Raw genomic sequence first — 24,788 nt, forward strand, 5'->3', positions numbered from 1 at the left:
TTACTTCCCGAAAAGTCCAAGCTGTTTGGCTTCCCGCACGGTGTGGGCCCGCAGGGCCAGTTGGCGCACCCCGCCCAGGGGCAGGGCGTCCAGGAACCGCGACCGCTTGAGCCTGAGCTTGCGGCCGTAAAGTTCCCGGCGCAGGGCGTGGGACAGGTAGAGCCGGCTCTTGGCCCGGGTCAGCCCCACGTAAAAGAGCCGCCGTTCTTCGTCTTCGTCCATGCGTCCGGCCGGATGGCCGGGCTTGCCGCTTAAAAAATCCGAGCCGGCAAAGGGCAAAAGCCCGTCTTCCAGGGCCGGCAGGAACACCGCCCCGAATTCCAGCCCCTTGGCCGCGTGGATGGACATGATCCGCACCTTCTCGGCCCTTGCCCCCACCAGCTCCAGTTCGTTTTGGGCGGCCACGTAAGCCAAAAGCCCCTGCCAGCCGCCGTGGGCCTCGTAGGCCCGGCACAGCTCGCGAAACGGGGCTGCTTGCCAGAACAGCGGGTCAAAGGGCGGGATGCCTTCCAAAAAAGCGGCCAGTCCGGCCGGGCCTTTATCCAGCAGCCGCTCGGGAATCTCCGGCGGCGTGCCGGCCGTTTCCGGAGCCGGGATGCCATAGGGCAGGCCGGCGGCGGCGAGCAGCAGGCGCACCCGGGGTTCGTTGAAAAAGGCCTCGGCCTCGGGCACGGACACCGGCAGCCCCACCCGGGACAGGGCCTGGCGCAGGGGGCCGATGAGCCCGGAAAAGCGCACCAGCACGGCGATGTCGCCCGGGGAGAGGTGTTTGGCCGAAAAGTCGCGACTTTGGGTCAGGGACGAGCCGCCGACGAGCCCGGACAGGCGCTGGGCCACCCAGTCCGCCTCGGCCGCCGCCGTGGGCGCTTCGTAAAGCTCAATGCGGCAATGGGCCTGCACCTCCGGTCCGGCCCGGGAGGCCAGGGCCGCGCGGCCCCGGAACACCCCGGCGGAGAGGGTCAGCAAGGGCGCGGCCGAGCGGAAGTTGTCGGATAGCGCGATCTCCGTGAGGTCGGGCCAAAAGTCCCGCAGGGCCTGCCGCACCCCGCCGGTTGCGCCGCGAAAACCGTAGATGGACTGGTCCGGGTCGCCGATGGCGAAAAGGCTGGCCCGGTCGCGGCCGCACACAGCGGCGATAAGCGCCAGTTGCAAGGGGGTGAGGTCCTGGACCTCGTCCACCAGCACATGGGTCCAGGCCGGACGCGAGCGGCCCGAGGCGATGGCGGCCAGCCAGCCTTCCAGCAGATCGGTGAAATCGGACAGCCTCGCCTGGCGCTTGGCCTCGGCGTAGCGGGCGGCGTAGAGGCCCGGGCCGGCCATGCCCTGGGGCGTGAGCACGGGCGGGGCCATTTTCTCCCGGGCCAGCGACAGTTCCTGCCAGGCGCTCTTGGCCCGGGACCGGGGCAGTTCGGGATTGGCCAGGTCGAAAAGCCGCCGGGCGGAATCTTCCGAGAGCACCACGGGTTCGCTGCCGCCAGTCTCGGCCAGGGCGGCCAGGGCCAGGGCGTGGAGGGTGTCGGCCCGGGGGATGTCGCCGCCGGCGTCGTCGCGGGCGAGTCGTTCGCGCAGTTGGGCGGCGGCCCGGCGGGTGAAGGTGACGGCCAGGATCTTGTCGGCGGCCACGCCGTGGGCCAGCAGTTCGCGGATGCGGGCTAAAAGCGTGTGGGTCTTGCCGGTGCCCGGGCCGGCCACGGTCAGCACGTGGCGGGCGGCGGTTTCGGCAGCGCGTTTTTGGTCCGGGGTAAGGCCGCGCGGCAGCGGCGCGGCGGGGGCGGCGGCGCGGGCCAGGGACGGGGCAGGGGGAGGTTCGGCCGGGGCGTCGCCGTCGGGGCCGGCGGCGTCGGCCTCACGGGCGGCCGGCCGGGCCATGGGCGCGCCGGCCCGGAAGCGGCCGGCCTTGAGCTCCCGGCGCTCCTCGTCGGAAAACACGGTGATGCGGCCGTACTGGCCGTCGTAGCCGGCCTGGCGCGACACCTGTCCCTGGCGCATCCGGCGCACGGCCTCGCCCAGGGCCGGGTGGACCCGGCGCAGGTCTTCCACGGGCGCGTCGCGAAGGACGGCGATTTCCGTGCCGAAGCGGGCGAAAAGGGTGGTCAGGAGATTTTTGACCTTGCCGGTCTTGGGTCCCACGCCCAGCACCTCGCCGGCCACTTCGTCCAGGGGTATAAGCGAAGTGAAGCCCGGCGCGCCGTCCGGGCGCACCGGCGTTTCCCGGTCGGCCAGCTCCAGGACGCGGTGCAGCACGCCCAGGGTCAGCGGCTTGCCGCACTTGGGGCACAGGCAGCCCAGGGCCTTGGCCTGGGCCGGCTCCAGGGCCACGCCGCAGTCGCGGTGGCCGTCGAGGTGGTATTTGCCTTCCTCGGGGAAAAATTCCACCGTGCCGGCAAAGGCCGTCTCGCCGGCCTTGCCCCGCAGCGCGTCGAAGATGCCGGTGTAGGAGGCCGGGCCGGTGAAGAGATTGCATTCCCGGCCGAGCTTTTCGCCGGAATGGGCGTCGGAGTTGGAGATGAGCCGGATGCGGTCCAGGGCCGAGAGCGTCCAGTTCATGTCCGGGTCCGAGGACAGGCCCGTTTCCATGGCAAATATTTCCCGCGACAGCGAGCCGAAGCATTCCTCGATGGAATCGAAGCCGGACTTGGAGCCGAAAAGCGAAAACCAGGGCGTCCAGATATGGGCTGGCACGAGGAAACACAAAGGGTCGGTTTCCAGCGTCAGTTCCAGCAGATGGCGGCTGTCCAGGCCCAGGATGGGCCGGCCGTCGGAGGTCAGGTTGCCGACCTTGGCCAGCTTGGCGTTTAAGCGTTCGGCCGCCTCGAAGCTTGGCGCGTAGAGCAGGTTGTGGACTTTGCGGACCTTGCCGCCGCGTTTGTAGATGGAGCTGATCTCGGCCGAGAGCAGAAACCTTGTCGAGCCGGCAAAGCGCGTCTCGGGCAGCCAGGGGATTTCCTTGGACAGCCCGGCCGGGTCGGTGAGATGCAGCAGCCCGTCGTCGCCGGGGGTGAGTGACGCTTTTAATTCCTCCAGCCAGCCGGGGTGGGTGAAGTCGCCGGTGGCGACCACATCCAGGCCTTTGACTTCGCCCCAGGCGGCCAGGCAGCGGGGGGTGAGGCCTTTGCTGGTGGCCCGGGAATGGCGGGAGTGGATGTGCAGATCGGCGAGAAAGGACATGGGGCAAAGGTACAAGGATCAGCGGCCTGCGGCAAGGGGCGGCGGGGGCGGAAACAGGAATGTCGCGCGCCATAAAAAAACGGGGGGACGCTTGCGCGTCCCCCCGGAGCAATCGGATCGATTGCGCGGACTGCTTATTTGGCGGAGTCGCCGGAAGCAGCGCCGTGCATCTTGATCTCGACCTTCTCGGTCAGACCTTCGTAGTACTCGCGCAGGATCACGAGGACTTCGTCACGGCCGAAGTGGTCGGGGATCTCGCCGCCCTCGGACAGCATCTTGCGCAGCTTGGTGCCGGACAGGATGACGCGGTCTTCCTTGGTGTGGGGGCAGGTGCGCAGGGAGGCCATGCCGTCGCACTTGTAGCAGTAGAAGGTCCAGTCGATCTTCAGGGGCTCGCACAGCAGCGCCTGGCCGGGCTTGGCACCCTTGCCGTCGGCGTAGGGGATGCGGTCGAAGATTTCCTGGGCTTCAAACATGCCGTAGAAGTCGCCGACGCCGGCGTGGTCACGGCCGATGATCATCTTGTTGACGCCGTAGTTCTGGCGGAAGGTGGCGTGGAGCAGGCCTTCGCGGGGACCGGCGTAACGCATGTCCAGGGGGTAGCCGCCCTGGATGACGTTTTTCTCCACGAAGTAGTACTTGCACAGGGTGTCAATGCACTTCACGCGGACTTCGGCCGGGATGTCGCCGGGCTTCAGGTTGCCGATCAGCGAGTGGATGATGACGCCGTCGCAAACTTCGATGGCGATCTTGCACAGGTACTCGTGGGAGCGGTGCATGGGGTTGCGCAGCTGCAGAGCGGCGACGGTGGCCCATCCGCGCTCGTCGAACATGGCGCGGGTTTCGGCCGGACGCAGGTAAACGCCCTTGTACTTGGTCGGGTATTCGCCTTCGGACAGCACGTTGACCGGGCCGGCCAGGCAAACGTCCTTGCGCTCCATGACCATCTTGACGCCCGGATGGTCGTCAAGAGCGATCTTCCAGAACTTGTCGTCGGCGGAGTCGTCGCCGGCGCCCTTGTAGACCAGCTCGGATTCCCACTTCTTGTCGGCTTCGGTCAGCTCGTACTTCTCGGTGACCTTCATGGTGGCGTAGATTTCGCCGTTGCGCTCGAGGGTGATTTCCTCGCCCTCTTTGATGCCGGCGGCTTCTTCCTTGGTCACCGCCAGGACGACCGGGACGGGCCAGAAGGTGCCGTCGGCCAGGGTCATCTTCTCAACGGAGCTCTTCCAGTCGGCCTTGGTCATGAAGCCTTCCAGCGGCGAGAAGCCGCCGATGCCGATCATGATCAGGTCGCCCTTTTCCTGGGCGGTGATCTGCACTTTCTTGAGGCCGGCGGCCTTCTTCAGTTCGGCTTCCTTGGCAGCGCCTTCCATCAGACGGATGACCAGGCCTTTGCCTCCATGCGGCGGAACCAATTTGGACATGTAAAGCCTCCTTACCGGTGATTTTGTTAAAGTTTCCGCGTTTCAACGGGGGCCGGCGATTTTCCGGAACCGGTTGTCCCCATGAGTGGGTTCCTTCATACACCAGCCCCCAGGGAATACCAAGTGAAAAATGTGTCAAAGGCCACGAAAATGTCCCACTGCCACTCGCCGGCAGGCGGATTTTTTGTCCGGCCCGGGCCGTTCCCGGGACGCGTTTCCCGCGCCGCATTGACCTTGGACACGGCTTCCATTATGACGCGGTTCGATCAATCGCGCGCTTCTCTCAAAGGCACCCCCCGCATGGACACGTCCCGCATCCGAAATTTCAGCATCATTGCCCACATCGACCATGGGAAATCCACCCTGGCCGACCGCATCCTCGAAATCACCGGCGTCATCACCGCTCGGGAAATGCGCGAGCAATACCTCGACCGCATGGACCTCGAGCGCGAACGCGGCATCACCATCAAGGCCCAGACCGTCCGCATTCCTTATAAAGCGGCCGACGGCAAGGACTACATTTTAAACCTCATCGACACCCCGGGCCACGTCGATTTCTCCTACGAGGTCTCCCGCAGCCTGGCCGCCTGCGAAGGCGCGCTGCTCGTCGTCGACGCCACCCAGGGCGTCGAGGCCCAGACGCTGGCCAACGTGTTCCTCGCCCTGGACAACGACCTGGAAATCATCCCGGTCCTTAATAAAATCGATCTGCCCAGCGCCGACCCCGAGGCCGTCAAAAAGGACATCGAGGAGGCCATCGGCATCCCCTGCGCCGACGCCGTGTCCGTCTCGGCCAAGACCGGGGTCAACGTCGGGGCCGTGCTCGAACAGATCATCGCTCGCATCCCGCCGCCCAAGGGCCAGGCCGACGCGCCGTTTCGGGCGCTCGTCGTCGATTCCTGGTACGACTCCTACCAGGGCGTGGTGGTGCTTTTTCGCGTCATGGAAGGCTCCGTCCGCCTGGGCCAGCGCATCCGCATGATGTCCACCGGGGCCGACTTCGAGGTCATCCGCCTGGGCGCGTTTTCCCCCGGCCCGGTCGACATCCCGTCCTTTGGTCCGGGCGAGGCCGGATTTTTGTGCGCCAACATCAAGACGCTGACCGACGCCCGGGTGGGCGACACCGTGACCCTGGCCGAAAATCCCGCCACCGAGGCGCTGCCGGGATTCAAAGAGGTCAAGCCCATGGTGTTCTGCGGCCTCTACCCCGTGGACGCCGCCGAGTACGAAGTCTTGAAGGGCGCACTGGAAAAGCTGCGCCTAAACGACGCCGCCTTCACCTACGAGCCCGAGACCTCCCAGGCCCTGGGCTTTGGCTTCCGCTGCGGATTTCTGGGGCTGCTCCACATGGAGATCATCCAGGAACGGCTCGAGCGCGAGTTCGGGGCCAACCTCATCGCCACCGCCCCATCCGTCGTCTACAAGGTCGAGACGCTCTCCGGCACGGTCATCCCCGTGGACAACCCGAGCAAGCTGCCCAAGACCCAGGAAATCGCCGCCCTCTACGAACCCTTCGCCCGCCTGGAGATCCACACCCCCAACGAGTACGTGGGCGGGGTCTTCAAGCTGTGCGAGGAAAAGCGCGGCATCCAAAAAGACGTGCGCTATCTGACCGCCACCCGCGTCATCATCACCTACGAACTGCCCTTTGCCGAGATCGTCTACGATTTCTTCGACCGCCTCAAATCCGCCACCCGCGGCTACGCTTCCCTCGACTACGAAATCGTGGACTATCGGGCCTCCGACCTGGTCAAGCTCGACATCATGATCAACGGCGATCCCGTGGACGCCCTGGCCGTCATCGTCCACCGCGAAAACGCCTACCATTACGGCCGGGCCCTGGCCCTTCGGCTCAAGCGGGTCATCCCCCGCCAGCTCTTCGAGGTCATCATCCAGGCCGCCATCGGCACCAAGATCATCGCCCGCGAGCGCAACGCCCCGGTCGGCAAGAACGTCATCGCCAAATGCTACGGCGGCGACATCACCCGCAAACGCAAACTCTTGGAAAAACAGAAAGAAGGCAAGAAGCGCATGAAGCGCATGGGCAACGTCGAACTGCCCCAGGAAGCCTTTCTCGCCGCGCTGCGGGCCGGGGACGACTAGTCCCGGCCCGTCCGCCTTTTCCGCGCGCGCCCTCGCGACGCGCCCCAACACCACCAAAAAGGAACCGCGCCCATGAATCCGAGATGGCAAAAAGTGCTCTTGGAATACCTGGAAGCCCTGGCTGTCGCCCTGATCCTGGCCTTCGTCATCCGCACCTTCGTGGTCCAGGCCTTCAAGATCCCGTCGGGCTCCATGCTCGACACCCTGCTCATCGGCGACCACCTGCTCGTCAACAAATTCCTCTACGGCACCCGCATCCCCTTCACCGACAAGGTGATCATGCCGCTGGAAGACCCGCAACGCGGCGACGTCATCGTCTTCGAGTTCCCCGAAGACACCTCCAAGGACTTCATCAAACGCATCATCGGCGTGCCCGGCGACGTGGTGGAAATGAAGGACAAGGCGCTTTACCGCAACGGCGAAAAACTCGTCGAGCCCTACATCAAGCACACCGACCCGAACGCCCAGCAACGCCGCGACAACTTCGGCCCCATCACCGTGCCGGCCGGCAAATACTTCGTCCTTGGCGACAACCGCGACGAATCCTACGACTCCCGCTTCTGGGGCTTTGTCGACAAGGAAAAAATCCGCGGCAAGGCCTGGGTCATCTACTGGTCCTGGGACGGCCCCTCCGAAATCCGCTTCGACCGCATTGGCCGTATGGTGAAGTAGTACGAGAATAAGAATGCCTCCGGCGGCCGGGGGCCTGAGGCCCCCGGACCCCCCACATGGGGAAAAGGGGGGAGGGGTGACCTTGGGCAACACGCCTGGGACGCAATCCATGAGAAAAAAGGGCCAGTGGCTTGGGCTGCTGGCCTTGACCGTTTTGCTGGCCGCCGGCTTCGCCGCCCTGGAGCTGCCGGCCGCGCTGCTGCTCGGCCCCATGGTCGCCGGCATCGCCGTGGCCCTTGGCGGCGCGTCCATCCGCCTGCCCGACACCCCCTTCGTCCTGGCCCAGGCCGTCGTCGGCTGCCTCATCGCCCGGGCCGCCTCGCCGGCCGTGCTGCCCGAATTCCTGGCCCACTGGCATCTGTTTTCCCTGGTCATCCTGGCCGGCATCGTGGCCAGCGCCGCCATGGGGCTCGTCCTGTGCCGGCTGCGCGTCATGCCCGGAACCACGGCCATCTGGGGCGCCTCCCCGGGCGGGGCCGCCGCCATGGTCGTCATGGCCGACGCCTGCGGCGCCGACGCCCGCCTTGTCGCCTTCATGCAATACCTGCGCGTGCTGTGCGTGGCCCTGGCCGCCACCGTGGTCGCCCGGGCGGCCGGCGGCAGCGCCCCGCAGCACCAGGCCATGGTCTGGCTGCCGCCGCTGACCGCCGGCGTCGCCCCGGCCCTGGGACTCATCGGCCTTGGCGCGCTCACCGGCCTTGGCACGCGCCTGTCCGGCGGAGCCATGCTCGTCCCCATGTTCCTGGGCGCGGCCCTGCGCTTGACCGGACTCGTCGAAATCGACCTGCCGCCCTGGCTTCTCGCCGCCGCCTACGCCGCCATCGGCTGGCGGGTGGGCCTGGGGTTCACCAAGAAGGTCGCCCTCTACGCCGCCCGGGCCGTGCCGGCCATCCTCGCCGGCATCCTGACGCTGATCGCCTTTTGCGGCGCGCTCTCCTGGCTGCTGGCCAAGACCACCGGCATGGACCCGCTCACCGCCTACCTGGCCGCCAGCCCCGGCGGCATGGACTCCGTGGCCGTCATCGCCGCCAGCTCGCCGGGCGTGGACTTCGCTGTGGTCATGACCATGCAGACCATGCGCTTCTTCCTGGTGGTGCTCCTGGCCCCGCCAATGGCCAGATTTCTGGCCGGCCGCGCCGAGGCGCGGGGGGAGAAGGCGAAGAGGGAAGAGTGCCTCCGGCGGCCGGGGGCCTGAGGCCCCCGGCCCCCCCATATGGGAAAAGGTTAAGGGGACAGGGATTAAGGGGGCGGTGGTGTTTTGGGGGAAGCTGCGGCGATGGCCGCGCCGAGGCAATCGAGAAAGGCCGTTTCGGCCGGACCGGGATCGCGGCCGGCCAGCCGCATCACCGTCACCGCCGCCGTGAACCCCGGCTCGGCCCAGGGAACAAGCGCCAGTTCGCCGCCGGGCGACAAGGCCGCCGCCGCCAGCCTCGGAGCCAGCCCCACCCCCAGCCCGGCGGCCACGCAGCGCGCCACAAGCGCCAGACTGCCGCATTCCGTCACCGAGGCCGGCACGGCCCCGGCCCGGTCCAATCCCTGCTCCAGCCGTTCCCGAAGTCCCCAGACCTGGCGCGTGACGAGCAGGGCGCGCCCGTGCAGATCGGCCGGCCCGAGGGCTTCCCGGCCGGCCAGCCCGCCCCACGGCGGCATGATGGCGACCAGCGGTTCACGGTGAATGACCGTGGCCGCGATGCCCTCGGCGGCGTAGGGCTGGCCGAGGATGACGCCGCAATCCACCACCCCGTGGCGCAGGTCCCGGGCCAATCCGGCCGCCGAACGCTGGGCCAGGATCAACCGCACCCCGGGATGGCGCGCCCGAAACGCGGCCAGGACGGCCGGCAGCACGGCCAGCCCCAGGCTTTCCGACAGCCGCACCGTGAGCTGCGGTCCGTCCTCGCCGCCGTCCGCCAGCCGCTGCCGGGCCTCGGCTTCGAGGTCCAGCAGCCGTCTGGCGTAGCCGACAAGCCGCCGGCCGTGCTCGGTCAGGCCGACCCGGTTGCCGGTGCGCGAAAAAAGCGGCACGCCCACAGCCTGTTCCAGGGCCTTGATGCGGGCTGTTATGGCCGAAGGCGACAGGGATAGCTCTTCGGCCGCCCGGCGCAGGGACCCGGCCGAGGCCGCAGCCAGAAAGGCCTTGAGCTGCCAGGGGTCGAGCATGTGCATGTTTTTGCAACCTCGCGTGCCGAAATAGGCGTTTGCCAGGAGAAATAGACCGGATTAGGCTGGCGGGCAACGTTTGGGAATTTGCAACACGGCTCCAGTCGTGAACAGGAGCGGAAACGGATCATGGCCTTGTCTCACCTTGCGCTCTTGTGGCTGGCCGCCTTTGCCGGCGGTTTCACCCAGGGTTTGGCCGGCTTCGGCTCGACCCTGGTGGCCTTGCCACTTCTGGCCCTTGTCCTGGACCTCAAGGTGGCGGTGCCGGTGTGCACCACCCTGGCCGTGATGCTCAACCTCGTCATGATCGTCCGGCTACTCGGTCATGTGCGGCGCGGCCTGCTCCTGCTGCTCATCGCCTCGTCCCTGCCGGCCATGCCGTTTGGGGCGTACATTTTGCGGGTCGTTTCCGGCGATTGGCTGAAGCTTGTGTTGGCTGCGGCGATTCTCGTCTTCGTGATCATGCAGGGCCGGCCCGGGGCGCAGGCGTCCACGGCCGGCCGGGGCCGGGGCTGGGGCGTGCTGGCCGGACTGGTGGCCGGCGGCATGGGTGGGGCCATCGGCATCAACGGTCCGCCCATCGTGGCCTGGATGAGCCGGCTGGGGCTTCCCCGCGACGCCTTGCGGGCCACGCTGGTGTCCTATTTCTTCCTGGCCGGCTGCGGCGTGGTGGCCTCCCAGGCCGGGGCGGGGCTGGTGACCGGGGCGGTGCTTGGCCGCACCGGGTTGGCCTTGCCGGCCTTGGCCGCCGGCATTTTTGCCGGCATGAAGCTGTGCGGCCGGGTAAGCGAGGCGGCTTTCCGCCGCATCATCCTGGCCATTCTGGCCTTCAACGCCGTCACGCTCCTGGCCCAGGGCCTTGCCGGCCTCCTCGGCCGTTGACATACTTACGCCCTCCTGGCCCCTCCCTCCATTCACTTTTACCCATGTGGGGGGTCCGGGGGCCTCAGGCCCCCGGCCGCCGGAGGCACTCTTCCTTCCCCCCTTGGCTTGGCTGGGCAAAACCGCTAGGGTACGCGCCTTTGGCTTGCCTGAAGGCCGCCTGTAATCGCGTAACCCTTTGGCCGTTTCGGCCGTGTAGTCCAACATCCATGTTCGTCAGCATAAATCCGGCCACCAGCCAGCCTTTTGCCTCCCATGAGGCCCATGACGCCGCCGCCATGGCCGCGATTCTTGACGCCGGCCGGGCCGCCTGGCAGCTGTGGCGCGACGTGCCGTTGGCCCAGCGTTGTCGGGCGCTTTTGCGTCTGGCCGATCTTTTCGAGGCCCGGGTTCCGAAGCTGGCCCGGCTGGCCAGTCGGGAGATGGGCAAGCTCATGCCCGAGGCCGAGGCCGAGGTGCGGCGCTGCGCCCGGGCCTGCCGGTTCTACGCCAAGATGGCTCCGCGCTGGCTGGCCGACGAGGCCGTGCCGTCCGAGACCGGGCGGCGCTTCATCGTCTATGACCCGCTGGGCACGATCCTGGCCGTCATGCCCTGGAATTTCCCCTATTGGCAGGCGATCCGGGCCGTGGCTCCGCTTTTGGCCGTGGGCAACGCGGCGGCCATCAAGCCCGCGCCCAACGTCATGGGCTCGGCCCTGGCCCTGGAGGCGCTTTTCCCCGAGGCTGGTTTCCCGGCCGATCTGGTGCGGGTGCTGCGCCTGCCCGAGGGGCTGGTGGGCCAGGCCATTGCCCATCCGGCCGTGGCCGGGGTGACGCTCACCGGCTCGGCGGCGGCCGGCGCGGCCGTGGGGGCCTTGGCCGGGGCGGCGGTGAAAAAGGCTGTGATGGAGCTGGGCGGGGCCGACGCGTTTATTGTCCTGGCCGACGCCGGGCTGGACGACTGCTGTTCGGCGGCCGAGACGGCCCGGATGCGGGTGTGCGGCCAGGCCTGCATCGCGGCCAAGCGTTTCATAGTCGAGCGCCCGCTCTATGACGCGTTCACCCGGCGGCTGGCCGAGCGCCTCGCCGCCCACCGGGCGGGCGACCCGGACGACCCGGCGGCCACGGTCGGTCCCCTGGCCCGGCTGGATTTGCTGGAAAATCTCGACCGGCAGGTGCGCGAGAGCTTGGCCGCCGGGGCGCGGCTGGTGGCCGGCGGCCATCGTCTGGACCGGCCGGGCTATTTCTACGCGCCAACACTTTTGGCCGACGTGCGGCCGGGGATGCCGGCCTTTGACGAGGAACTTTTCGGCCCTGTGGCGGCCCTGATCGCGGCCGATGACGCCGAGGACGCCCTGGCTCTGGCCAATGCCTCGCCCTACGGCCTGGCCGGCAGCGTCTGGACGGCCGACGTGGCCCGGGGGCTGGCCCTGGCCCGGCGGCTGGAGGTGGGCATGGCCACGGTCAACGCCGTGCCGCGTTCGGATTTCCGGCTGCCCTTTGGCGGGATCAAGCGTTCGGGCTACGGCCGGGAATTGGCCCGGCACGGGCTTTTGGAATTTGCCAACATCAAGACCATCGTGGTGGAGGATTCATGAGCGAAGAGGTTGTCCCCCAGGACATCGAGGCCCAGGTGGCGGCCATTGAGGCCGAGATGGCCGAGTTGCTGGAGCGCAAGGCGGCGGCGGAAAAGCGCGCCCGGGATTTCATGGCCGCCGAGGACCACAAGGCCGGCGTGAGCCATGCCCAGGAGATTTTCGCGGCCAAGCAGGAAAAGCTCATGCTCGACACCGAGTGGGAGATCGCCCGGCGCAAGAAGAACCGCCTGCTCATGCCCCAGTAGCGGCGCGTTGTCGCGGCAGCCGGGTCCGGGCTTTCAAACACCAGTCAAGAAGCCAAAGCCGGCAAAGCGGCGTGTTGTGGCGGCAGCACGTCCGGGCTTCGCCGTAGGCCGGATCGGCGCGGCCGCCCCGGACTCCACCGCCGGCCCTCGCCCGGAAAGGGCAAAGGGCGGAGAGGGGACCGGGACAAGGATTTGTACCGCCCCATGAGGCGCGGCCCCGGCCATGGCCGTCTCTGGGCCGCCACTTGCCTTCAGAAGCCGAAAGAGTCTTGGATAATATCCCGATTTTACATAGTTTTTTGACAACTGGTCGGCCGGGTACAAATTCCTGGCCCGTTTATCCGGGGCTTGGCGGCCGGGGTAAAAGTTTTTGCACCGATCAGAGCCCCAAAACGGCCTGTTGCGGGCTGAACTGCCGGGATGAATTTTTCGCATAGACTGATTTTATTGGAGAAGATGATTTTGTTTAGGCGTTGGCACGGCTGTTGCTAATAGAGAATCATCCTTCCTCCGAAAAGGACATTTCTGAGAGCGGCTCCGGGATGGCGACCTGGAGCCGCTCTCATTTTTGGGGCCGAGTCGTTGGGCGGCTTGGGCAACAAAAAACGCCGTCCCGGCTTGGGGCGGCGTTTTTTTGTGGGCCGGGGCAGAGCGGCTATTTGGCCGGGAACTTGTTGCGGCAGGCGCGTTCCACGCCCCAGGCCTGTTCGTCGCGCTCGGCCGCGCCGGTGTTGGCGATGATGCAGTCCAGGGCGGCCTGGGTGAAGTCCTTGCACTCCGACGCCTTGGGGTCCTGGTAGCGGCATTTGCAGGCCCGGCGCATGATCATGCCGCCGTCCTGGGAGAGGGCTTTTTTGGCGTAGAGCATGGCGCAGTCGGGATAGTTTTTGGGAGCAAACGATTGGGCCGCCGCCGGCAAAGCCGTCAACAGCATGAGGATAACAGCCGAAAACAAGCGAATCATCCGGTCTCTCCTTGTTGCAGTGGGCCGAGCTTGGCCCAAACGGGCAGGCGCGTCAACCAAACGGGGGAGGACCGGGCGGCGTCCCTCAAGGGATCGCTGGCGTCGTGGTCGCCGGAATTGACGCCGCCGGTTGCGCGGACTCGATCGGGGGAGCCGGCTTGGCCGGCCGTTTGGCGGGCTTGGGTTTGGCCGGCGGCGCGGGTTCGGAAGCCGGCGTTGGCGGCGGGGCATCGCCAGACGGCGTTGCCGTTCCGGGCCGGTGGCCGTCGTCGCTGGTGGGGCGGGCCGCTTTGTCCGCTCCTGGTCGCCGGCCGGGCGCCTCGCTTCCGGCCGGCCTGGCCGGCTGGGCCACGCCCAGGCCCAGGGCCTTGGCCGCGGCGGCGTTGCCGGGATCAATGGACAGGGCGCGTTCGTAGGCCCGCTTGGCCTCGGCCGGCTTATCCGCCAGGGCGGCGGCCAGGCCTTCGTCCTCGGCCAGGCGCGACAGGAAAAACCGCGCTCCGGCCGCGCCTGGGTCCAGGCCAAGGGCCTGCCCCCAGGCGCTGGCGGCCAGATCGGCCTTGCCCTGGCGGCGGTAGACCAGCCCCAGAAGTTCCAGGGCGGCCGTGTTGCGCGGTTCCAGCTCCAGGGCCGCCTCCAGCTCCAGCCGGGCGTTGGCCGGGGCATCGAGGTGCCAATAGACCAGTCCGCAAAGCACCCGCACCAGGACGTCGGCCGATTCGGCCTGCTGCACCTGGGCCAGGGCGGCCAGTCCCTCGGCCGTGCGTCCGGCCTGCAAGGCGCAAAGGGCCAGCCCCAGCCGGCCGCGCAGATTGCCGGGATCGGCCTGGATCATGGCCGTGAACCGTCCCTGGGCTGCTTCGGGCCGGCCGGCCAGCAGGTCGAGGTTGCCCAGGCTCCACAGGGCGAACAGGTCGTCGGCCCGGGCGGCCAGGGCCTTTTCCAGTTCGGCCCGGGCGGCCCGGACGTCGCCGCCTCCGGCCAGGGCCAGGGCCAGCCGGGTGCGGGCGTAGGGATTGTCGGGATCGGCGGCCAGGATGGCGGCAAAGGTCTGGGCCGCCAGTTCGTAGCGGCCGCGTATGAGGGCCTCGGTTCCCAGAAACAGCCGGTCGTTTCCCGTAAACGCGCCCAGGCCTGCCGGGGCAAGGCTCAGGGCGGCCGCCAGGGCCAGCGTGGGCAGAAAGCGCATGTGCGGGGCTTGGCAAAGCCTCGGCTGCCTGTCAAGACCGGGTATGGCCGGCCGGGGCGGTTTGGTGTAGAGGACGAAACCGCGTTGCCCCGCCTCATGGGCCGGGCCGCATGAGGATTGCCATGCCGCAAAAGCTTTTTGCCGTCGCCGGGCTCGTCCTGGCCGCCGCCCTGGCCGGGGCGGGCTGCGCGCGCCAGGAAGCGCCGCGTCAGCCCGTGGCCACGTCCTATCCGTCGCCGGATTTTCCGCCGGCCCAAGGCGCGGCCGGACCGGCCGCGTCGCAGCCGTCGGCCGCGGGCGCGCCGCCCCTGGCCGAACGTCCCCTGGCCGCGCCGGTGGCCCGGCCGGCCGGGCCGCCGCCCACGGCGTCCCCGACCGCCGCCCCGGCTCCGGTCGCGCCACAGGCTCCGGCCGCTGTCCCGGCCAGTCCGGCCGCCCTCTCGGCCATCGACGCCGACGGCAACGGCCGCATTACCCTGGAGGAATGGCGAAATTTTCAGGAACGCGAGTTCCGCCGCCTGGACCGCAACAACGACGGCGTCATCAGCCGCGAGGAAATGGCCGCGCCAAGCCCCTCCCGGACTGCCACGGCCCGACCCGCGCCCTGACCGGCCGCCTGCCGTCTCCCCTTATCATCATTAAACCACCCAAGGAGCGCCGCCATGCCATCGCCCGTGATTCCCGTTCCCAAGGGATTTTCCTTTGCCACGGCCTCGGCCGCCTTCAAGTACACCACCGGCCGCGACGACCTGGCGCTGATCGTCAGCGAGTCCCCGGCCGCCGCCGCCGGTGTTTTTACCCAAAACCTCTTCCAGGCCGCGCCGGTCACCGTGGCCAAGGCCCAGCTGGCCGCCTCCGGCGGCCATGCCCGGGCCATCCTTATTAACGCCGGTCAGGCCAACGCCTGCACCGGCGCGGCCGGCATCGCCGACTGCCGCGAGACCCTGTCCCTGGTGGCCAAGGCCACGGACCTCTCGCCGGAAGAGATCCTGCCGGCCTCCACCGGCGTCATCGGGGCGCGGCTCAAAATGGACAAATGGAAGGCCGTGGTCCCCACCCTGGCCGAAAATCTCGGCCAGACCCCGGCCATGGCCGCGGCCAAGGCCATCATGACCACGGACAGCTTCCCCAAGATCGCCTGGGGGACGCTCACCACCGAGGCCGGTGAGGTGCGCGTGCTCGGCATGGCCAAGGGGGCCGGCATGATCGCCCCCAACATGGCCACCATGATCGGGGTGCTTTTGTGCGACGCCAAGGTCGGTTCGCTGTGGTGGCAGGAAGCCGTGGCCGCCGCCGCCGACCGCAGCTTTAATAGCGTCACCGTGGACGGCGACACCTCCACCAACGACTGCGTCCTGGGGCTGGCCAACGGCGCGTCGGAAGTGGTCATCGACTCGGCCGAGGGCCGGCAGGCCCTGCTCGCCGTCATGGCCGAGGTCTGCCAGACGTTGGCGGCCATGCTCGTGCAGGACGCCGAGGGCGGCACCAAGGTGCTGCGCATCAAAGTCACGGGCGCGGCCTCCCCGGCCGAGGCCGAACTGGCCGCCCGGGCCGTGGGCAATTCGCCCCTGGTCAAGACCGCCTTTTTCGGCCGCGACGCCAACTGGGGGCGCATCGTCTGCGCCATCGGCCGTTCGGGCGCGGTGTTTGATCCCGACGACGTGGCCGTGCGCATCGGCGGGGTGCCGGTCTTTGAAAACGGCATGCCCGTGGCCGACGACCTCGACGCCCTGCTTGCTCCCCACATGCGCCGGGGCGAGATTCCCGTGGACATCGAACTGGGGGCCGGCCCGGGCCGCTATCTGCTGTTGGCTTCGGACCTGACCTACGACTACATCAAGATCAACGCCGACTACCGCACGTAGCCGCCTTGCCGCCCGCCCCGCGCCAAGGCGGGGCGGGCGTTTCACGAGAAGCGCCCATGACGACGGACGACCACGCCACAGTGGACATGAGCGACCGGGAGCGGGCCACGCGCCTGGCCGACCTGGTCTTCGAGGCCGGGATGCTGCGCAAGACCCCGCGCACCGGCTACCAGTTTCTCGGCACCGGCTCGGAAAACGTGGCCGAGCACAGCTGCCGCACGGCCATGATCGGCTTCATGCTGGCCGGCCAGGCCGGGGCCGACCCCTACCGCACCATGGCCATGTGCCTGTTCCATGACCTGCACGAGGCCCGCACCGGCGACTTCAATTACGTCAACAAGCTCTATAACGCCTGCGATTCCCGGCGCGCCCTGGCCGACGCCCTGGCCGGCACGGGACTCACCGCCACGGTCATGCCGCTGCATGACGAGCTGGAAGCGGCCCAGACCCTGGAAGCGCAACTTGCCCAGGACGCCGACCAGATCGACCTCATCGCCAATTTGAAGGAAGAACTCGACCTGGGCAACCGCTATGCCGCCGCCTGGATTGAGGCAGCCATGGCCCGGCTGCGCACCGACGCCGGCCGCGCCCTGGCCAAGACGTTGGCCGAGACCGATCACGCCGAATGGTGGTTCAACGGCCCCAACCGGCAATGGTGGAGCCGCAAGAACGGCCACGGCCCCAAGGACTGACCATGCGCGCCGCCGTCATCTCCGACAGCCACCTGTCGCGGCCAAACGCCTTTTTCGAGGCCGTCTATGCCGCGTATCTCGCCCCGGCCGATTACGTGATTCACTGCGGCGACCACACCGGCCAATCCCTGTGGAGCTACCTCATCCAGCATCCGGGGCATATCTCGGTTGCCGGCAACTGCGACGGCTTTGCCTTGGGCGGCGACCCGCCGCCCCTGGTCGAGCTGGCGCTGGAAGGCGTGCGCGTGGCGGCGGTCCACGGCTGGGGGCCGCGCCCGGGCCTCTCGGCCCGCATCGCCGAGGCCCTGGCCGGCCGCTTCGACGTCATCTTCTTCGGCCATTCCCACGCCGCCGAGGATACGCGCTACGGCGACACGCGCCTGATAAATCCCGGCGCGCTGACCCCTGGCGGCTCGCTGGCTTTGGTGGATTTTGACGATGGCGGGGTTCGGGTGGAATTCGTGTCGTTGTAGCCCCGCTGCCGCAACGCCAAACGGCGGGGCGTCCGTTGCCGGACGCCCCGCCGTTTCGTTGTTTGACCGAACTTGCCGGTTTATTCCAAGCAAACTAAATAGTTATGCAATTGTATATTTGCAAGGCATAACTGTCGTTATGTTTTGTAGCAGGCATTATATCCGCACTTTGATGACGGCCAGCAGGTCGTTGACGTAGCCGTCGCCGCGTTTGTACTCGCGGTAGCCGCAGGCATGGGCGCAGCCCACGGCGTAGAGCCGGTCGCCCTCGGCCGCCAAATGGGAGGCCAGCTGGCCGCAGGCCAGATCGCAGAACACCCCGGCCAGATCGACCACCTCGCCCGGGGCGTGCTCCGGGTTGGTCGAGGCCACGATGCGCCCGCCGGGCTCCACGAACATCCCCTCCGACCCTTGCAGAATGCTGCCCGAGCCGTCACGGGGCAGGCAGTCGTTTAACATCGACAGAAACTGCGGTTCGCTGTCAAAGACGATGCCGATGCCGCCGATGGTCGCGCCGGGGCTGGTCAGCGAGGTGATGGGGGCGCTGTAGATGTAGGTCGAGCGGGGCTGGCCGTCGGCTTCGTAGAGGTCGGTGGCCTCGAAATCCGAGACGCGGTAGAGCTGGGAATCGGCGATGGCGAGCGTTTCGGCCACGTAGCGGGCCGAGACGACGCGGCCTTCCTGGCGGTGCTCGTCGGGGTTGGAACAGGCCAGTATCCGGCCCTCGCGGTCGTAGACGAAGAGGTTGGTGTACACGGTGTAGAGGCTGTTGATGTAGGCCAGGATCTCGCGCATCCGCCCTCGGTCGGCCTCGGCCAGGCGGGGCTTGTCGAGGAAGCGGCGGAAATCCGAGGTCAGCGCCCACCAGCGGCAGTCGTTGGCCCGCTCGTAGAGGTTGCGGTCCATGATGTCGATGGCCAGGGCGGCCAGGAACTGCACGTCGTGCAGGCGCGAGGCCGTGACGAGCTTTAACAGCCCGCCGGTGGATTCCTGGAAGACGTGCTGCACCTGGTCGCCGATCTTTTTGACCTCGTTTAAGACATGGGGCAGGGCTTGGGCCTCAACGCGCTCGGACGGATCGGCCTGGACGGATTTTTTCGCGGCCATGATCTCGCCGTTTTGCACCACCAGTTCCAGGTCGGACAGGACGTTTTCCGAAGCCTCCTCCACCTGCACCAGCCGGCCGGAGAAGATGGCGTTTTGGCGGATGGCCGCCTCGTCGAACCGGTGGCCGTTCACGCCGTTGCGAAAGGCCGTGGCCACCCGCTTTTGCACGTGGCCGTACCAGGGCAGGCCGAAAAAGCCCTGGTAGCCCTTGGTGGGCAGGGTTTTGGCCAGATAGGGTTCGCCGCCGAGCTGGGTCATGTGGAAATCGTCGCCAAGGGCCAGGGGATAGGCCCGGCCGGCCGGGGCGCGAACCGGGTCGCTGGTGGCGATGGACCGGCCGTCGCCGCCCAGGATTTCGATGATCATGTCGTCGGAGGAGCGCTTCAAGCTCTCGAAGATGCCGGCCATCTCGCCGGCGAAGTCGAAAAGAAGCGTGAGCACGCCCAAGGGCGCGCCGGTGTCGGGCTGGCGGATGGCCTGGGAATAGGCCAGCACCTCGCCGCGCCCCGGGGCCAGGTCGGTTTCCCGGTAGGTTTCCACGTACTCCCGGCAGCCCATGGCCTCGGCCAACAAGGGGTCGGCGCTGCGGGTCAGGGGATTGTCCCGATCGAGGTGGGCGCGCACGACGCCGTCCGCGTCCATGACCACGATCTCCCAGTAGACGGTGTATTTGTTGCGGTATTCGAGCAGGCGCTCCTCGATGATTGCGACGGCGTCGCGGGAGAAGTCGCCGGCCAGAAGGAAACGCACGAGGTCGTCGTCGGTGGCCAGAAACCCGACGTCGGCGGTGCGCTCAAAGAGGTTTCGCTTGAGGATGTCGATGGCCACCTGGGCCACGGCCGCGATTTCCAGGACCACCTTTTGGGTGTTTTCCAGCACCAAGGTGTCCACCAGATTTTTTTGCAAGGCGGCAAAATTGTCCTGGGTGGTGATGATGAAGTCGATAAGGGTCTGGGCGATGCGGCTGCAATTGATCTTGCCGGTCAAGGTGGCCCGGGTCCACTGGCGGTCGAGGCGTCCCAGCACGTTTTGGCAGTCGCCGACCGAGGCCATGGCCCGAAGCAGGGTCTGTTCGTGGCGCGTAACGAGTTCCCTGTCCATGACAACCTCCCTGGGCGCGGTGACCGTCACCCGCCGGCCCAAACGTCTTCGGGCGGGCGACGGAGGCTGTCCGGCCCGGCACGATACAACCATGTCCGGGCAGGAACGAGCCTGACAAGTGAATTCCGGTTTTGTGAAAAAACCGTATTTGCGACGGCCGACGCGCCATGGAAAGCTGCGTTGAGAACCGTCCGAATTTGAGGTACGCAATACGCAGAGGAAGGGGTCGGGGTGTTAAAAAAGCCTCGTTTGCCGCTCCCGCAACCGAAAAAATGGCTTTTTTACCCTCGACGGGGCCTAAAAACCACCTCTCGACAAGAAAGTCAACGTCTGCGGTGGAAGCCCTTGGCGGCTGCCCTAAAGTGATCTGTTGCGGTTGCAGCAGTTATGCTTGCACAACAAAACGCACTGCGTCCTCGCCGTCGGACGGAGGATGCGGAGGCGTTGCGGCGTTTATTTTCCGTCTGGCGCACGGATGTTGTGAGCGCCGATTTTTGAATTGCAACGGAATCGTCACAAGGTATATGTTGATATAAGCCTTGTTGAATGTCTGCGCCCTCGGTAGGCGACGTATTGTCGGTAATGCAGTAGCGGAGAAGCGGAAAAGGCGTCAAGGCGATCGATCGGAACCTGAGTCGGAACAAGGGGTGGGAGTATGCGGTCCATAAAATTCAAGATTATGTTGCAGCTGGTTCTGGTCATTTCCATCCCCACAACCATTGTGTTGGGAATCATTTTCAATACGATCTATGACGACACGGTGGCCCTGCACGTCGCGTCCATTCGCAAGGAGATCGGGCAGCTGGAAAACGCCATGAGCATTTTCATGGAGCAGTCCAAGCAAAACGTGACGTTCCTGGCCGGCGACCCCTTGCTGCCGCAATCCGACGCCACGCTGACCTCCTACGCCGCCACCACGGTCAAGACCAAATCCGTGCCCCGGCCCGACGACCGCCTGGGCCAGGACATCACGGCCCTTTTCGCCCGGGTCCAGGCCACCCATCCGGCCTATGTGGAAGTGTTTTTCGGTTCCGCCGACGGCGGCTTCGTTTCCAGCGTGGCCGGCGAGATGCCGGCCGGCTACGATCCGCGCAAGCGGCCCTGGTATCAGGAGGCCATGCAGACGCCGGATCGGACCATTATTTCCAAGGCCTACATGTCCACCACCGGCGAGGCCGTGGTCAGCGTCACCAAGGTGGTTTCGGACAAGGGCAAGCTCGTCGGGGCCGTGGGCGTCGACATCTCCCTTGGGGTGCTGACCAAGATCGTCAAGGACATCCGCATCGCCAAAACCGGCTACGTGGTCTTTGTCCAGGGCGACGGCGTGGTCATTTCCGACCCCAGCGACGATAAGCGCAATTTCAAGAAGCTCGCTGAGATCGGCGTGCCGGCCATGGAAAAAGCCTTTGCCGCGCCCGACGGCCACCAGCTCCTCGACATGGGCGGCAAGCGCTTTCTGGTCCAGACGTCCACGGCCCCGGGCCTTGGCTGGAAGTTTTTGACTTTCGTGGAGTACGAGGAACTCGTCGGCCCCATGAAGAGCCTCATGTGGAAGTCGGCAGCGGGTTTCGTCCTGATCCTGGCGATCATCTGCGGCCTGCTGCTCTTTTTCCTCAACAGCGCCATCTTCCGGGCGCTGGGGCGCATGATCGGCCATCTCAAGGAAATCGCCCAGGGCAATTACGCGACCCGGCTCACGGTGACCCGGCGCGACGAGGTGGGCCAGGTCTACGAGGCCCTTAACCAGACCTCGGCCACCCTCTCGGCCAACATGGCCGAGATTCAGGCCAAGACCGCCGAGGCCGAGCAAAAAGCCCGGCAAGCCGAGGAAGCCGCCAAGCGGGCCGAGGACGCCACGGCCCGGGCCGAAGCCGCCCGGGTGGAAGGCATGCTGCACGCCGCCGAGAGCCTCAAGGGCGTGGTCGGCATCGTGTCCGCCGCCTCGGCCGAGCTGTCGGCCCAGATCGGCGAATCGACCTCCGGGGCCGAGCACCAGTCCGGGCGCATCAACGAAACGGCCACGGCCGTGGAGGAAATGACCGCTTCGGTGCTGGAGATCGCCCGCAACGCCGAAATCACGGCCCGACTGGCCGAACAGTCCAAGACGGCGGCCTCGGATGGCGGCCGGAAGATGGAGCAGGTCAAGGCCGACGTCCACGGCATCAGCACGGGCTTTCAGGAAGTCTACGATTCGGTGTCGGATTTGAGCCGCAAGGCCGACGGCATCGGCTCCATCGCCCAGACCATCGAGGACATCGCCGACCAGACCAACCTCCTGGCCCTTAACGCCGCCATCGAGGCGGCCCGGGCCGGCGACGCCGGACGCGGCTTTGCCGTGGTGGCCGACGAGGTGCGAAAGCTGGCCGAAAAGACCATGACCGCCACCAAGGAAGTGGGCGAGGCCGTGGCCGGCATCCAGCGGGGCGTGGGCGGCACGCTTTCGGGCATGGACAAGGCGCGCCAGATCACCGAGCAGTCCCTTGGCCGGGCCGACGAGGCGGCCAAGGCCCTGGCCGCCATGCTCGACCAGTTCGCCCAGTCCTCGGACCAGGTGCGGGCCATCGCCACGGCGGCCGAAGAGCAGTCCTCGGCCACCGAGGAGATCAACCGGCACATCGAGGAAATAAACGGCATCGCTTCCGAAACGGTGGGGGCCATGCGCGAGGCGGCCCGGGCCGTGGCCGAGCTGGCCGAACAGGCCGTGGTGCTTAAGGAACTCATCGATTCCCTGGAGTCCCAAAGTGCGGCGGCCCGGCAACTGCCGGCCTAGACGGCGTTCCTGACGCCATACGGGAACTTGTTGTAAAAAGCGTGCAGGTCGGGCCTGTTGTCCACGAAACGGGTGCCCGTTTTCGTGGACGCGGCCTGGGAACAAACGGCGCGCTGCCGGCGGCCGGGGGCTTGTGGCCTTCGGCCGCCGGCCTTGGCGGGGACGGCCGCGACAGCCGGGGAGGAGGGCGTATGGCCCGGCTTTTTGTCGGCATCGGTTTGCCTGAAGCCCATCAGGCCGTTGTTGCCGGACTCGTCGCCCGCCTGCGGCCGCTGGCCTTGGGGCCGGCCACTTGGACCCGGCCGGACAATGCCCATCTGACGCTCAAGTTCCTGGGCGAGACCGATGCCGCCCGGCTGCCGGACATCACCCTGGCCCTGGGCGGCGTCGCCTTTGCGCCGTTTCCCCTGGTGGTGGCTGGCGGCGGTTTTTTCCCGTCCCCGGCCCGGCCACGGGTGGTCTGGGCCGGGCTGGCCGAAGGGGCCGGCCCTTGCCGGGCCCTGGCCGCCGCCGTGGACGCGACCCTGGCCCGGATCGGCTTTGCCGCCGAGGCCCGGCCTTTTGCCGCCCATCTGACCCTGGGGCGGCTGCGCGACCCTTCGCGCGGGGGCGATGTCCGGGGCATGCTGGCCGTGCTGGGCGAAACCGTCTGGCCGCCGGCGATGGTGGAGGCGTTGACGCTCTACGAATCGACCCTTGGTCCCCAGGGGCCGCGCTATGTCGCGTTGGCCCGCTTTCCCGGCCAATCCTGAGCAGTTCTGTCCGACGGCCGGCCTCTCTTCCAATGCTGTTGCTCAAGCGAAACGACATGGCAAAAGGCGTGTCGCCATGATTGTCTATTTAACAAACATAACTGTCGTTATGTTTGATAATAGGCATAAGCCGCCCTCGTCGTGATCTTTGTCCTCGCTTGTTGTCTTTCGCTCTGACCAGGAATCAGACGGTCCCTCACCTGGGGCAGCAGACCGCACAAAAAAACCGCCCGCGCGGGACGCCGCGGGCGGTTTCGGAACAGTCCTTCGGACGCCGGGCGCGTCCGGACCGGAACGGCTACACGAGGTAGTCGCCCCGATTGAATTTGAACTTCTCGGTAACGGTCATGACTTCCATTTCGTTGACCAGGGAACCGAGGCCGGGGCTTAGGCCGTCGGGCAGATCTTCCTTGAGCCGCCGGACGCCGTTTTCGATGTTTTCCAGGACGCCGTACGCCTGCTTGAGGGAATCGCCGCCGCTGTGGGCGGCCAGCGTGTCGGCGTAATCCTCCCACTTGGCCAGCAAGGTGTCCATGTTGTTCATAACCGCGCGCTCTTGTTCGGTGATGTCCGCCACGGCGTCGGTTTCTTCGACGCCCTGAAGGCTGGCGAGGTCGATTCCGGCCAGGCTCGACAGCGGCGGCGCAGCCAGTCCCGTGGACTGCGTCCCGCCGGCCGAGCCGGTTTCCTTGGCCAGGATGGCGGCGAAGGCGTCCGAACTCTCCCGGGTCCCCGTGGACTGTTCCGTGGTCTGCCGCAGGGCGGTCAGTTGGTCGGTCTGGATCTTCATCGGCCTTCCCCCCCGTTGACGTTTGCCAGTTACAAGCAAAAAACTTGCCAGACAGGTCTTTTTGGCTAACGCATCGGATTTTCAGTCAAAGTAAATTTTACGGGCGGCATTTTTTGCCTCTTCGCTCCGCCCGCCCCCATTTCATAAGACACCGCAAACGCCTTGTCTATTGGCGGCCACTTTGGCATCCTGGCGCAAGACGGATCGTGCCGGTCTTTTCGGCCGATCCGGCCTGAACTTGAGCGCGGGAATGGCCCACGCCCGGAAAAAAGGAGCGCCCTATGGCCAGCGTCAACACTATCGTGTGCGCCGTGGATTTCTCTGAAGGCTCCCCCAGGGTGGCTGAATATGCCGCCACCCTGGCCAAGGCCACCGGTGCAAGGCTCGTGTGCGTCTACATTGCCCCGTCCCTGGCCGAATACGTCGGCTTCAACGTGCCCCAGGCGGCCCTGGACAGCTTCGTCGGCGACGTCGTCTCCTCGGCCGGGCAGACCATGGACGCCTTCGTGGCCGAGCATTTCGCCGGCCTGCCGGCCAAGGGCCTGGTCCTGGCCGGTTATCCGGCCGAGGAAATCCTGGCCGCCGCCGAGGAGCAGCAGGCCGATCTCATCGTCATGGGCACCCACGGCCGCACCGGCATCGACCGCATCATCTTCGGCTCCGTGGCCGAGAAGGTGGTCAAGTCGGCCCGCTGCCCGGTGCTGACCGTCAAGCCCCGCGAGGAAGCCTAAGGCTCTACGGTTGGGGCCATGGTGCTTGCTGGGGGGGGATGAGAGAAGAGAAAAGATGCCGGCGGCCGGGGGCCTGAGGCCCCCGGACCCCCCAGATAGGTGAGATATTGTCGTGAGAGCATG

At 66.9% G+C, this 24,788-nt stretch carries 20 protein-coding genes; 13 read left to right on the top strand and 7 right to left on the bottom strand.

Features of this window, described 5'->3' with window-relative positions; all coding sequences use genetic code 11:
* Positions 1-3,168, bottom strand: a complete 3,168-nt coding sequence (locus tag C3Y92_RS02955) for a UvrD-helicase domain-containing protein (RefSeq protein ID WP_129349343.1) — start codon at positions 3,166-3,168, stop codon at positions 1-3.
* A 134-nt stretch (positions 3,169-3,302) separates the two neighbouring features.
* A complete protein-coding gene (gene sat, locus C3Y92_RS02960) occupies positions 3,303-4,595 on the bottom strand; it encodes a sulfate adenylyltransferase (protein ID WP_129349344.1) in 1,293 nt (430 codons plus the stop codon).
* A gap of 300 nt (positions 4,596-4,895) precedes the next feature.
* On the opposite strand from sat, the gene lepA reads away from it, so the two are divergent.
* The 3 genes from lepA to C3Y92_RS02975 all read left to right on the top strand — a co-directional run bounded on the left by lepA (position 4,896) and on the right by C3Y92_RS02975 (position 8,565).
* A complete protein-coding gene (gene lepA, locus C3Y92_RS02965) occupies positions 4,896-6,698 on the top strand; it encodes a translation elongation factor 4 (protein ID WP_129349346.1) in 1,803 nt (600 codons plus the stop codon).
* A 72-nt stretch (positions 6,699-6,770) separates the two neighbouring features.
* Positions 6,771-7,370: a signal peptidase I gene (gene lepB / locus C3Y92_RS02970; protein WP_129349348.1), complete on the top strand. Its 600-nt coding sequence runs from the start codon at positions 6,771-6,773 to the stop codon at positions 7,368-7,370.
* Between the two features lie 109 nt (positions 7,371-7,479).
* The gene (locus C3Y92_RS02975; RefSeq protein ID WP_129349350.1) at positions 7,480-8,565 is read left to right on the top strand and encodes an AbrB family transcriptional regulator; all 1,086 of its coding nucleotides are present in this window, start codon (positions 7,480-7,482) and stop codon (positions 8,563-8,565) included.
* Between the two features lie 44 nt (positions 8,566-8,609).
* On the opposite strand, the gene C3Y92_RS02980 is transcribed toward C3Y92_RS02975, so the two are convergent.
* On the bottom strand, positions 8,610-9,533 hold the full coding sequence (locus C3Y92_RS02980; RefSeq protein ID WP_129349352.1) for a LysR family transcriptional regulator: 924 nt from the start codon (positions 9,531-9,533) through the stop codon (positions 8,610-8,612).
* Between the two features lie 123 nt (positions 9,534-9,656).
* Here C3Y92_RS02980 and C3Y92_RS02985 point away from each other — a divergent pair, with 123 nt between their 5' ends.
* The 3 genes from C3Y92_RS02985 (at position 9,657) to C3Y92_RS02995 (ending at position 12,231) form a co-directional block, all read left to right on the top strand.
* Complete coding sequence (locus C3Y92_RS02985) at positions 9,657-10,409, top strand: sulfite exporter TauE/SafE family protein (protein WP_129349354.1); 753 nt, start codon at positions 9,657-9,659, stop codon at positions 10,407-10,409.
* 209 nt (positions 10,410-10,618) lie between these two features.
* A complete protein-coding gene (locus tag C3Y92_RS02990; protein ID WP_129349356.1) occupies positions 10,619-11,986 on the top strand; it encodes an aldehyde dehydrogenase family protein in 1,368 nt (455 codons plus the stop codon).
* On the top strand, positions 11,983-12,231 hold the full coding sequence (locus tag C3Y92_RS02995; RefSeq protein ID WP_129349358.1) for a hypothetical protein: 249 nt from the start codon (positions 11,983-11,985) through the stop codon (positions 12,229-12,231). The genes C3Y92_RS02990 and C3Y92_RS02995 overlap by 4 nt, the downstream gene beginning before the upstream one ends.
* Before the next feature lie 655 nt (positions 12,232-12,886).
* Here the strand turns inward: C3Y92_RS02995 and C3Y92_RS03000 are convergent.
* On the bottom strand, positions 12,887-13,195 hold the full coding sequence (locus tag C3Y92_RS03000; protein WP_129349360.1) for a hypothetical protein: 309 nt from the start codon (positions 13,193-13,195) through the stop codon (positions 12,887-12,889).
* A gap of 85 nt (positions 13,196-13,280) precedes the next feature.
* Positions 13,281-14,384 (bottom strand): tetratricopeptide repeat protein, encoded by a 1,104-nt coding sequence (locus tag C3Y92_RS03005; RefSeq protein ID WP_129349362.1) that lies wholly within the window; start codon positions 14,382-14,384, stop codon positions 13,281-13,283.
* A 122-nt stretch (positions 14,385-14,506) separates the two neighbouring features.
* Between C3Y92_RS03005 and C3Y92_RS03010 the strand changes: the two genes are divergently transcribed.
* Genes C3Y92_RS03010 through C3Y92_RS03025 form a run of 4 tightly spaced genes read left to right on the top strand, consistent with a single transcriptional unit; the run spans position 14,507 to position 17,414 of the window.
* A complete protein-coding gene (locus C3Y92_RS03010; RefSeq protein ID WP_129349364.1) occupies positions 14,507-14,992 on the top strand; it encodes an EF-hand domain-containing protein in 486 nt (161 codons plus the stop codon).
* A gap of 54 nt (positions 14,993-15,046) precedes the next feature.
* The gene (gene argJ, locus C3Y92_RS03015; RefSeq protein WP_129349366.1) at positions 15,047-16,249 is read left to right on the top strand and encodes a bifunctional glutamate N-acetyltransferase/amino-acid acetyltransferase ArgJ; all 1,203 of its coding nucleotides are present in this window, start codon (positions 15,047-15,049) and stop codon (positions 16,247-16,249) included.
* A gap of 56 nt (positions 16,250-16,305) precedes the next feature.
* Positions 16,306-16,941, top strand: a complete 636-nt coding sequence (locus tag C3Y92_RS03020; RefSeq protein ID WP_129349368.1) for an HD domain-containing protein — start codon at positions 16,306-16,308, stop codon at positions 16,939-16,941.
* 2 nt (positions 16,942-16,943) lie between these two features.
* Positions 16,944-17,414: a metallophosphoesterase family protein gene (locus C3Y92_RS03025; RefSeq protein WP_129349370.1), complete on the top strand. Its 471-nt coding sequence runs from the start codon at positions 16,944-16,946 to the stop codon at positions 17,412-17,414.
* Positions 17,415-17,570: 156 nt separating this feature from the next.
* Here C3Y92_RS03025 and C3Y92_RS03030 read toward each other — a convergent pair whose 3' ends face one another.
* A complete protein-coding gene (locus tag C3Y92_RS03030; RefSeq protein WP_129349372.1) occupies positions 17,571-19,622 on the bottom strand; it encodes a cache domain-containing protein in 2,052 nt (683 codons plus the stop codon).
* A gap of 655 nt (positions 19,623-20,277) precedes the next feature.
* Here C3Y92_RS03030 and C3Y92_RS03035 point away from each other — a divergent pair.
* Positions 20,278-22,392 carry a methyl-accepting chemotaxis protein gene (locus C3Y92_RS03035; RefSeq protein ID WP_129349374.1) on the top strand — a complete coding sequence of 705 codons (2,115 nt, stop codon included), beginning with the start codon at positions 20,278-20,280 and terminating at the stop codon, positions 22,390-22,392.
* Positions 22,393-22,583: 191 nt separating this feature from the next.
* Complete coding sequence (gene thpR, locus C3Y92_RS03040; RefSeq protein ID WP_129349376.1) at positions 22,584-23,144, top strand: RNA 2',3'-cyclic phosphodiesterase; 561 nt, start codon at positions 22,584-22,586, stop codon at positions 23,142-23,144.
* Between the two features lie 298 nt (positions 23,145-23,442).
* Here the strand turns inward: thpR and C3Y92_RS03045 are convergent, their stop codons facing one another.
* Positions 23,443-23,934: a hypothetical protein gene (locus tag C3Y92_RS03045; protein WP_129349378.1), complete on the bottom strand. Its 492-nt coding sequence runs from the start codon at positions 23,932-23,934 to the stop codon at positions 23,443-23,445.
* A 281-nt stretch (positions 23,935-24,215) separates the two neighbouring features.
* On the opposite strand from C3Y92_RS03045, the gene C3Y92_RS03050 reads away from it, so the two are divergent.
* A complete protein-coding gene (locus C3Y92_RS03050; RefSeq protein ID WP_015862556.1) occupies positions 24,216-24,665 on the top strand; it encodes a universal stress protein in 450 nt (149 codons plus the stop codon).
* Positions 24,666-24,788: the final 123 nt, after the last annotated feature.

Source organism: Solidesulfovibrio carbinolicus, from assembly GCF_004135975.1.
Classification (GTDB): Bacteria; Desulfobacterota; Desulfovibrionia; order Desulfovibrionales; family Desulfovibrionaceae; genus Solidesulfovibrio; species Solidesulfovibrio carbinolicus.

Coding starts and splice junctions, on each gene's coding strand:
- C3Y92_RS02955 (WP_129349343.1), bottom strand. CDS start 3,168: ATGTCCTTTCTCGCCGATCTGCACATCCACTCCCGCCATTCCCGGGCC.
- sat (WP_129349344.1), bottom strand. CDS start 4,595: ATGTCCAAATTGGTTCCGCCGCATGGAGGCAAAGGCCTGGTCATCCGT.
- lepA (WP_129349346.1), top strand. CDS start 4,896: ATGGACACGTCCCGCATCCGAAATTTCAGCATCATTGCCCACATCGAC.
- lepB (WP_129349348.1), top strand. CDS start 6,771: ATGAATCCGAGATGGCAAAAAGTGCTCTTGGAATACCTGGAAGCCCTG.
- C3Y92_RS02975 (WP_129349350.1), top strand. CDS start 7,480: ATGAGAAAAAAGGGCCAGTGGCTTGGGCTGCTGGCCTTGACCGTTTTG.
- C3Y92_RS02980 (WP_129349352.1), bottom strand. CDS start 9,533: ATGCACATGCTCGACCCCTGGCAGCTCAAGGCCTTTCTGGCTGCGGCC.
- C3Y92_RS02985 (WP_129349354.1), top strand. CDS start 9,657: ATGGCCTTGTCTCACCTTGCGCTCTTGTGGCTGGCCGCCTTTGCCGGC.
- C3Y92_RS02990 (WP_129349356.1), top strand. CDS start 10,619: ATGTTCGTCAGCATAAATCCGGCCACCAGCCAGCCTTTTGCCTCCCAT.
- C3Y92_RS02995 (WP_129349358.1), top strand. CDS start 11,983: ATGAGCGAAGAGGTTGTCCCCCAGGACATCGAGGCCCAGGTGGCGGCC.
- C3Y92_RS03000 (WP_129349360.1), bottom strand. CDS start 13,195: ATGATTCGCTTGTTTTCGGCTGTTATCCTCATGCTGTTGACGGCTTTG.
- C3Y92_RS03005 (WP_129349362.1), bottom strand. CDS start 14,384: ATGCGCTTTCTGCCCACGCTGGCCCTGGCGGCCGCCCTGAGCCTTGCC.
- C3Y92_RS03010 (WP_129349364.1), top strand. CDS start 14,507: ATGCCGCAAAAGCTTTTTGCCGTCGCCGGGCTCGTCCTGGCCGCCGCC.
- argJ (WP_129349366.1), top strand. CDS start 15,047: ATGCCATCGCCCGTGATTCCCGTTCCCAAGGGATTTTCCTTTGCCACG.
- C3Y92_RS03020 (WP_129349368.1), top strand. CDS start 16,306: ATGACGACGGACGACCACGCCACAGTGGACATGAGCGACCGGGAGCGG.
- C3Y92_RS03025 (WP_129349370.1), top strand. CDS start 16,944: ATGCGCGCCGCCGTCATCTCCGACAGCCACCTGTCGCGGCCAAACGCC.
- C3Y92_RS03030 (WP_129349372.1), bottom strand. CDS start 19,622: ATGGACAGGGAACTCGTTACGCGCCACGAACAGACCCTGCTTCGGGCC.
- C3Y92_RS03035 (WP_129349374.1), top strand. CDS start 20,278: ATGCGGTCCATAAAATTCAAGATTATGTTGCAGCTGGTTCTGGTCATT.
- thpR (WP_129349376.1), top strand. CDS start 22,584: ATGGCCCGGCTTTTTGTCGGCATCGGTTTGCCTGAAGCCCATCAGGCC.
- C3Y92_RS03045 (WP_129349378.1), bottom strand. CDS start 23,934: ATGAAGATCCAGACCGACCAACTGACCGCCCTGCGGCAGACCACGGAA.
- C3Y92_RS03050 (WP_015862556.1), top strand. CDS start 24,216: ATGGCCAGCGTCAACACTATCGTGTGCGCCGTGGATTTCTCTGAAGGC.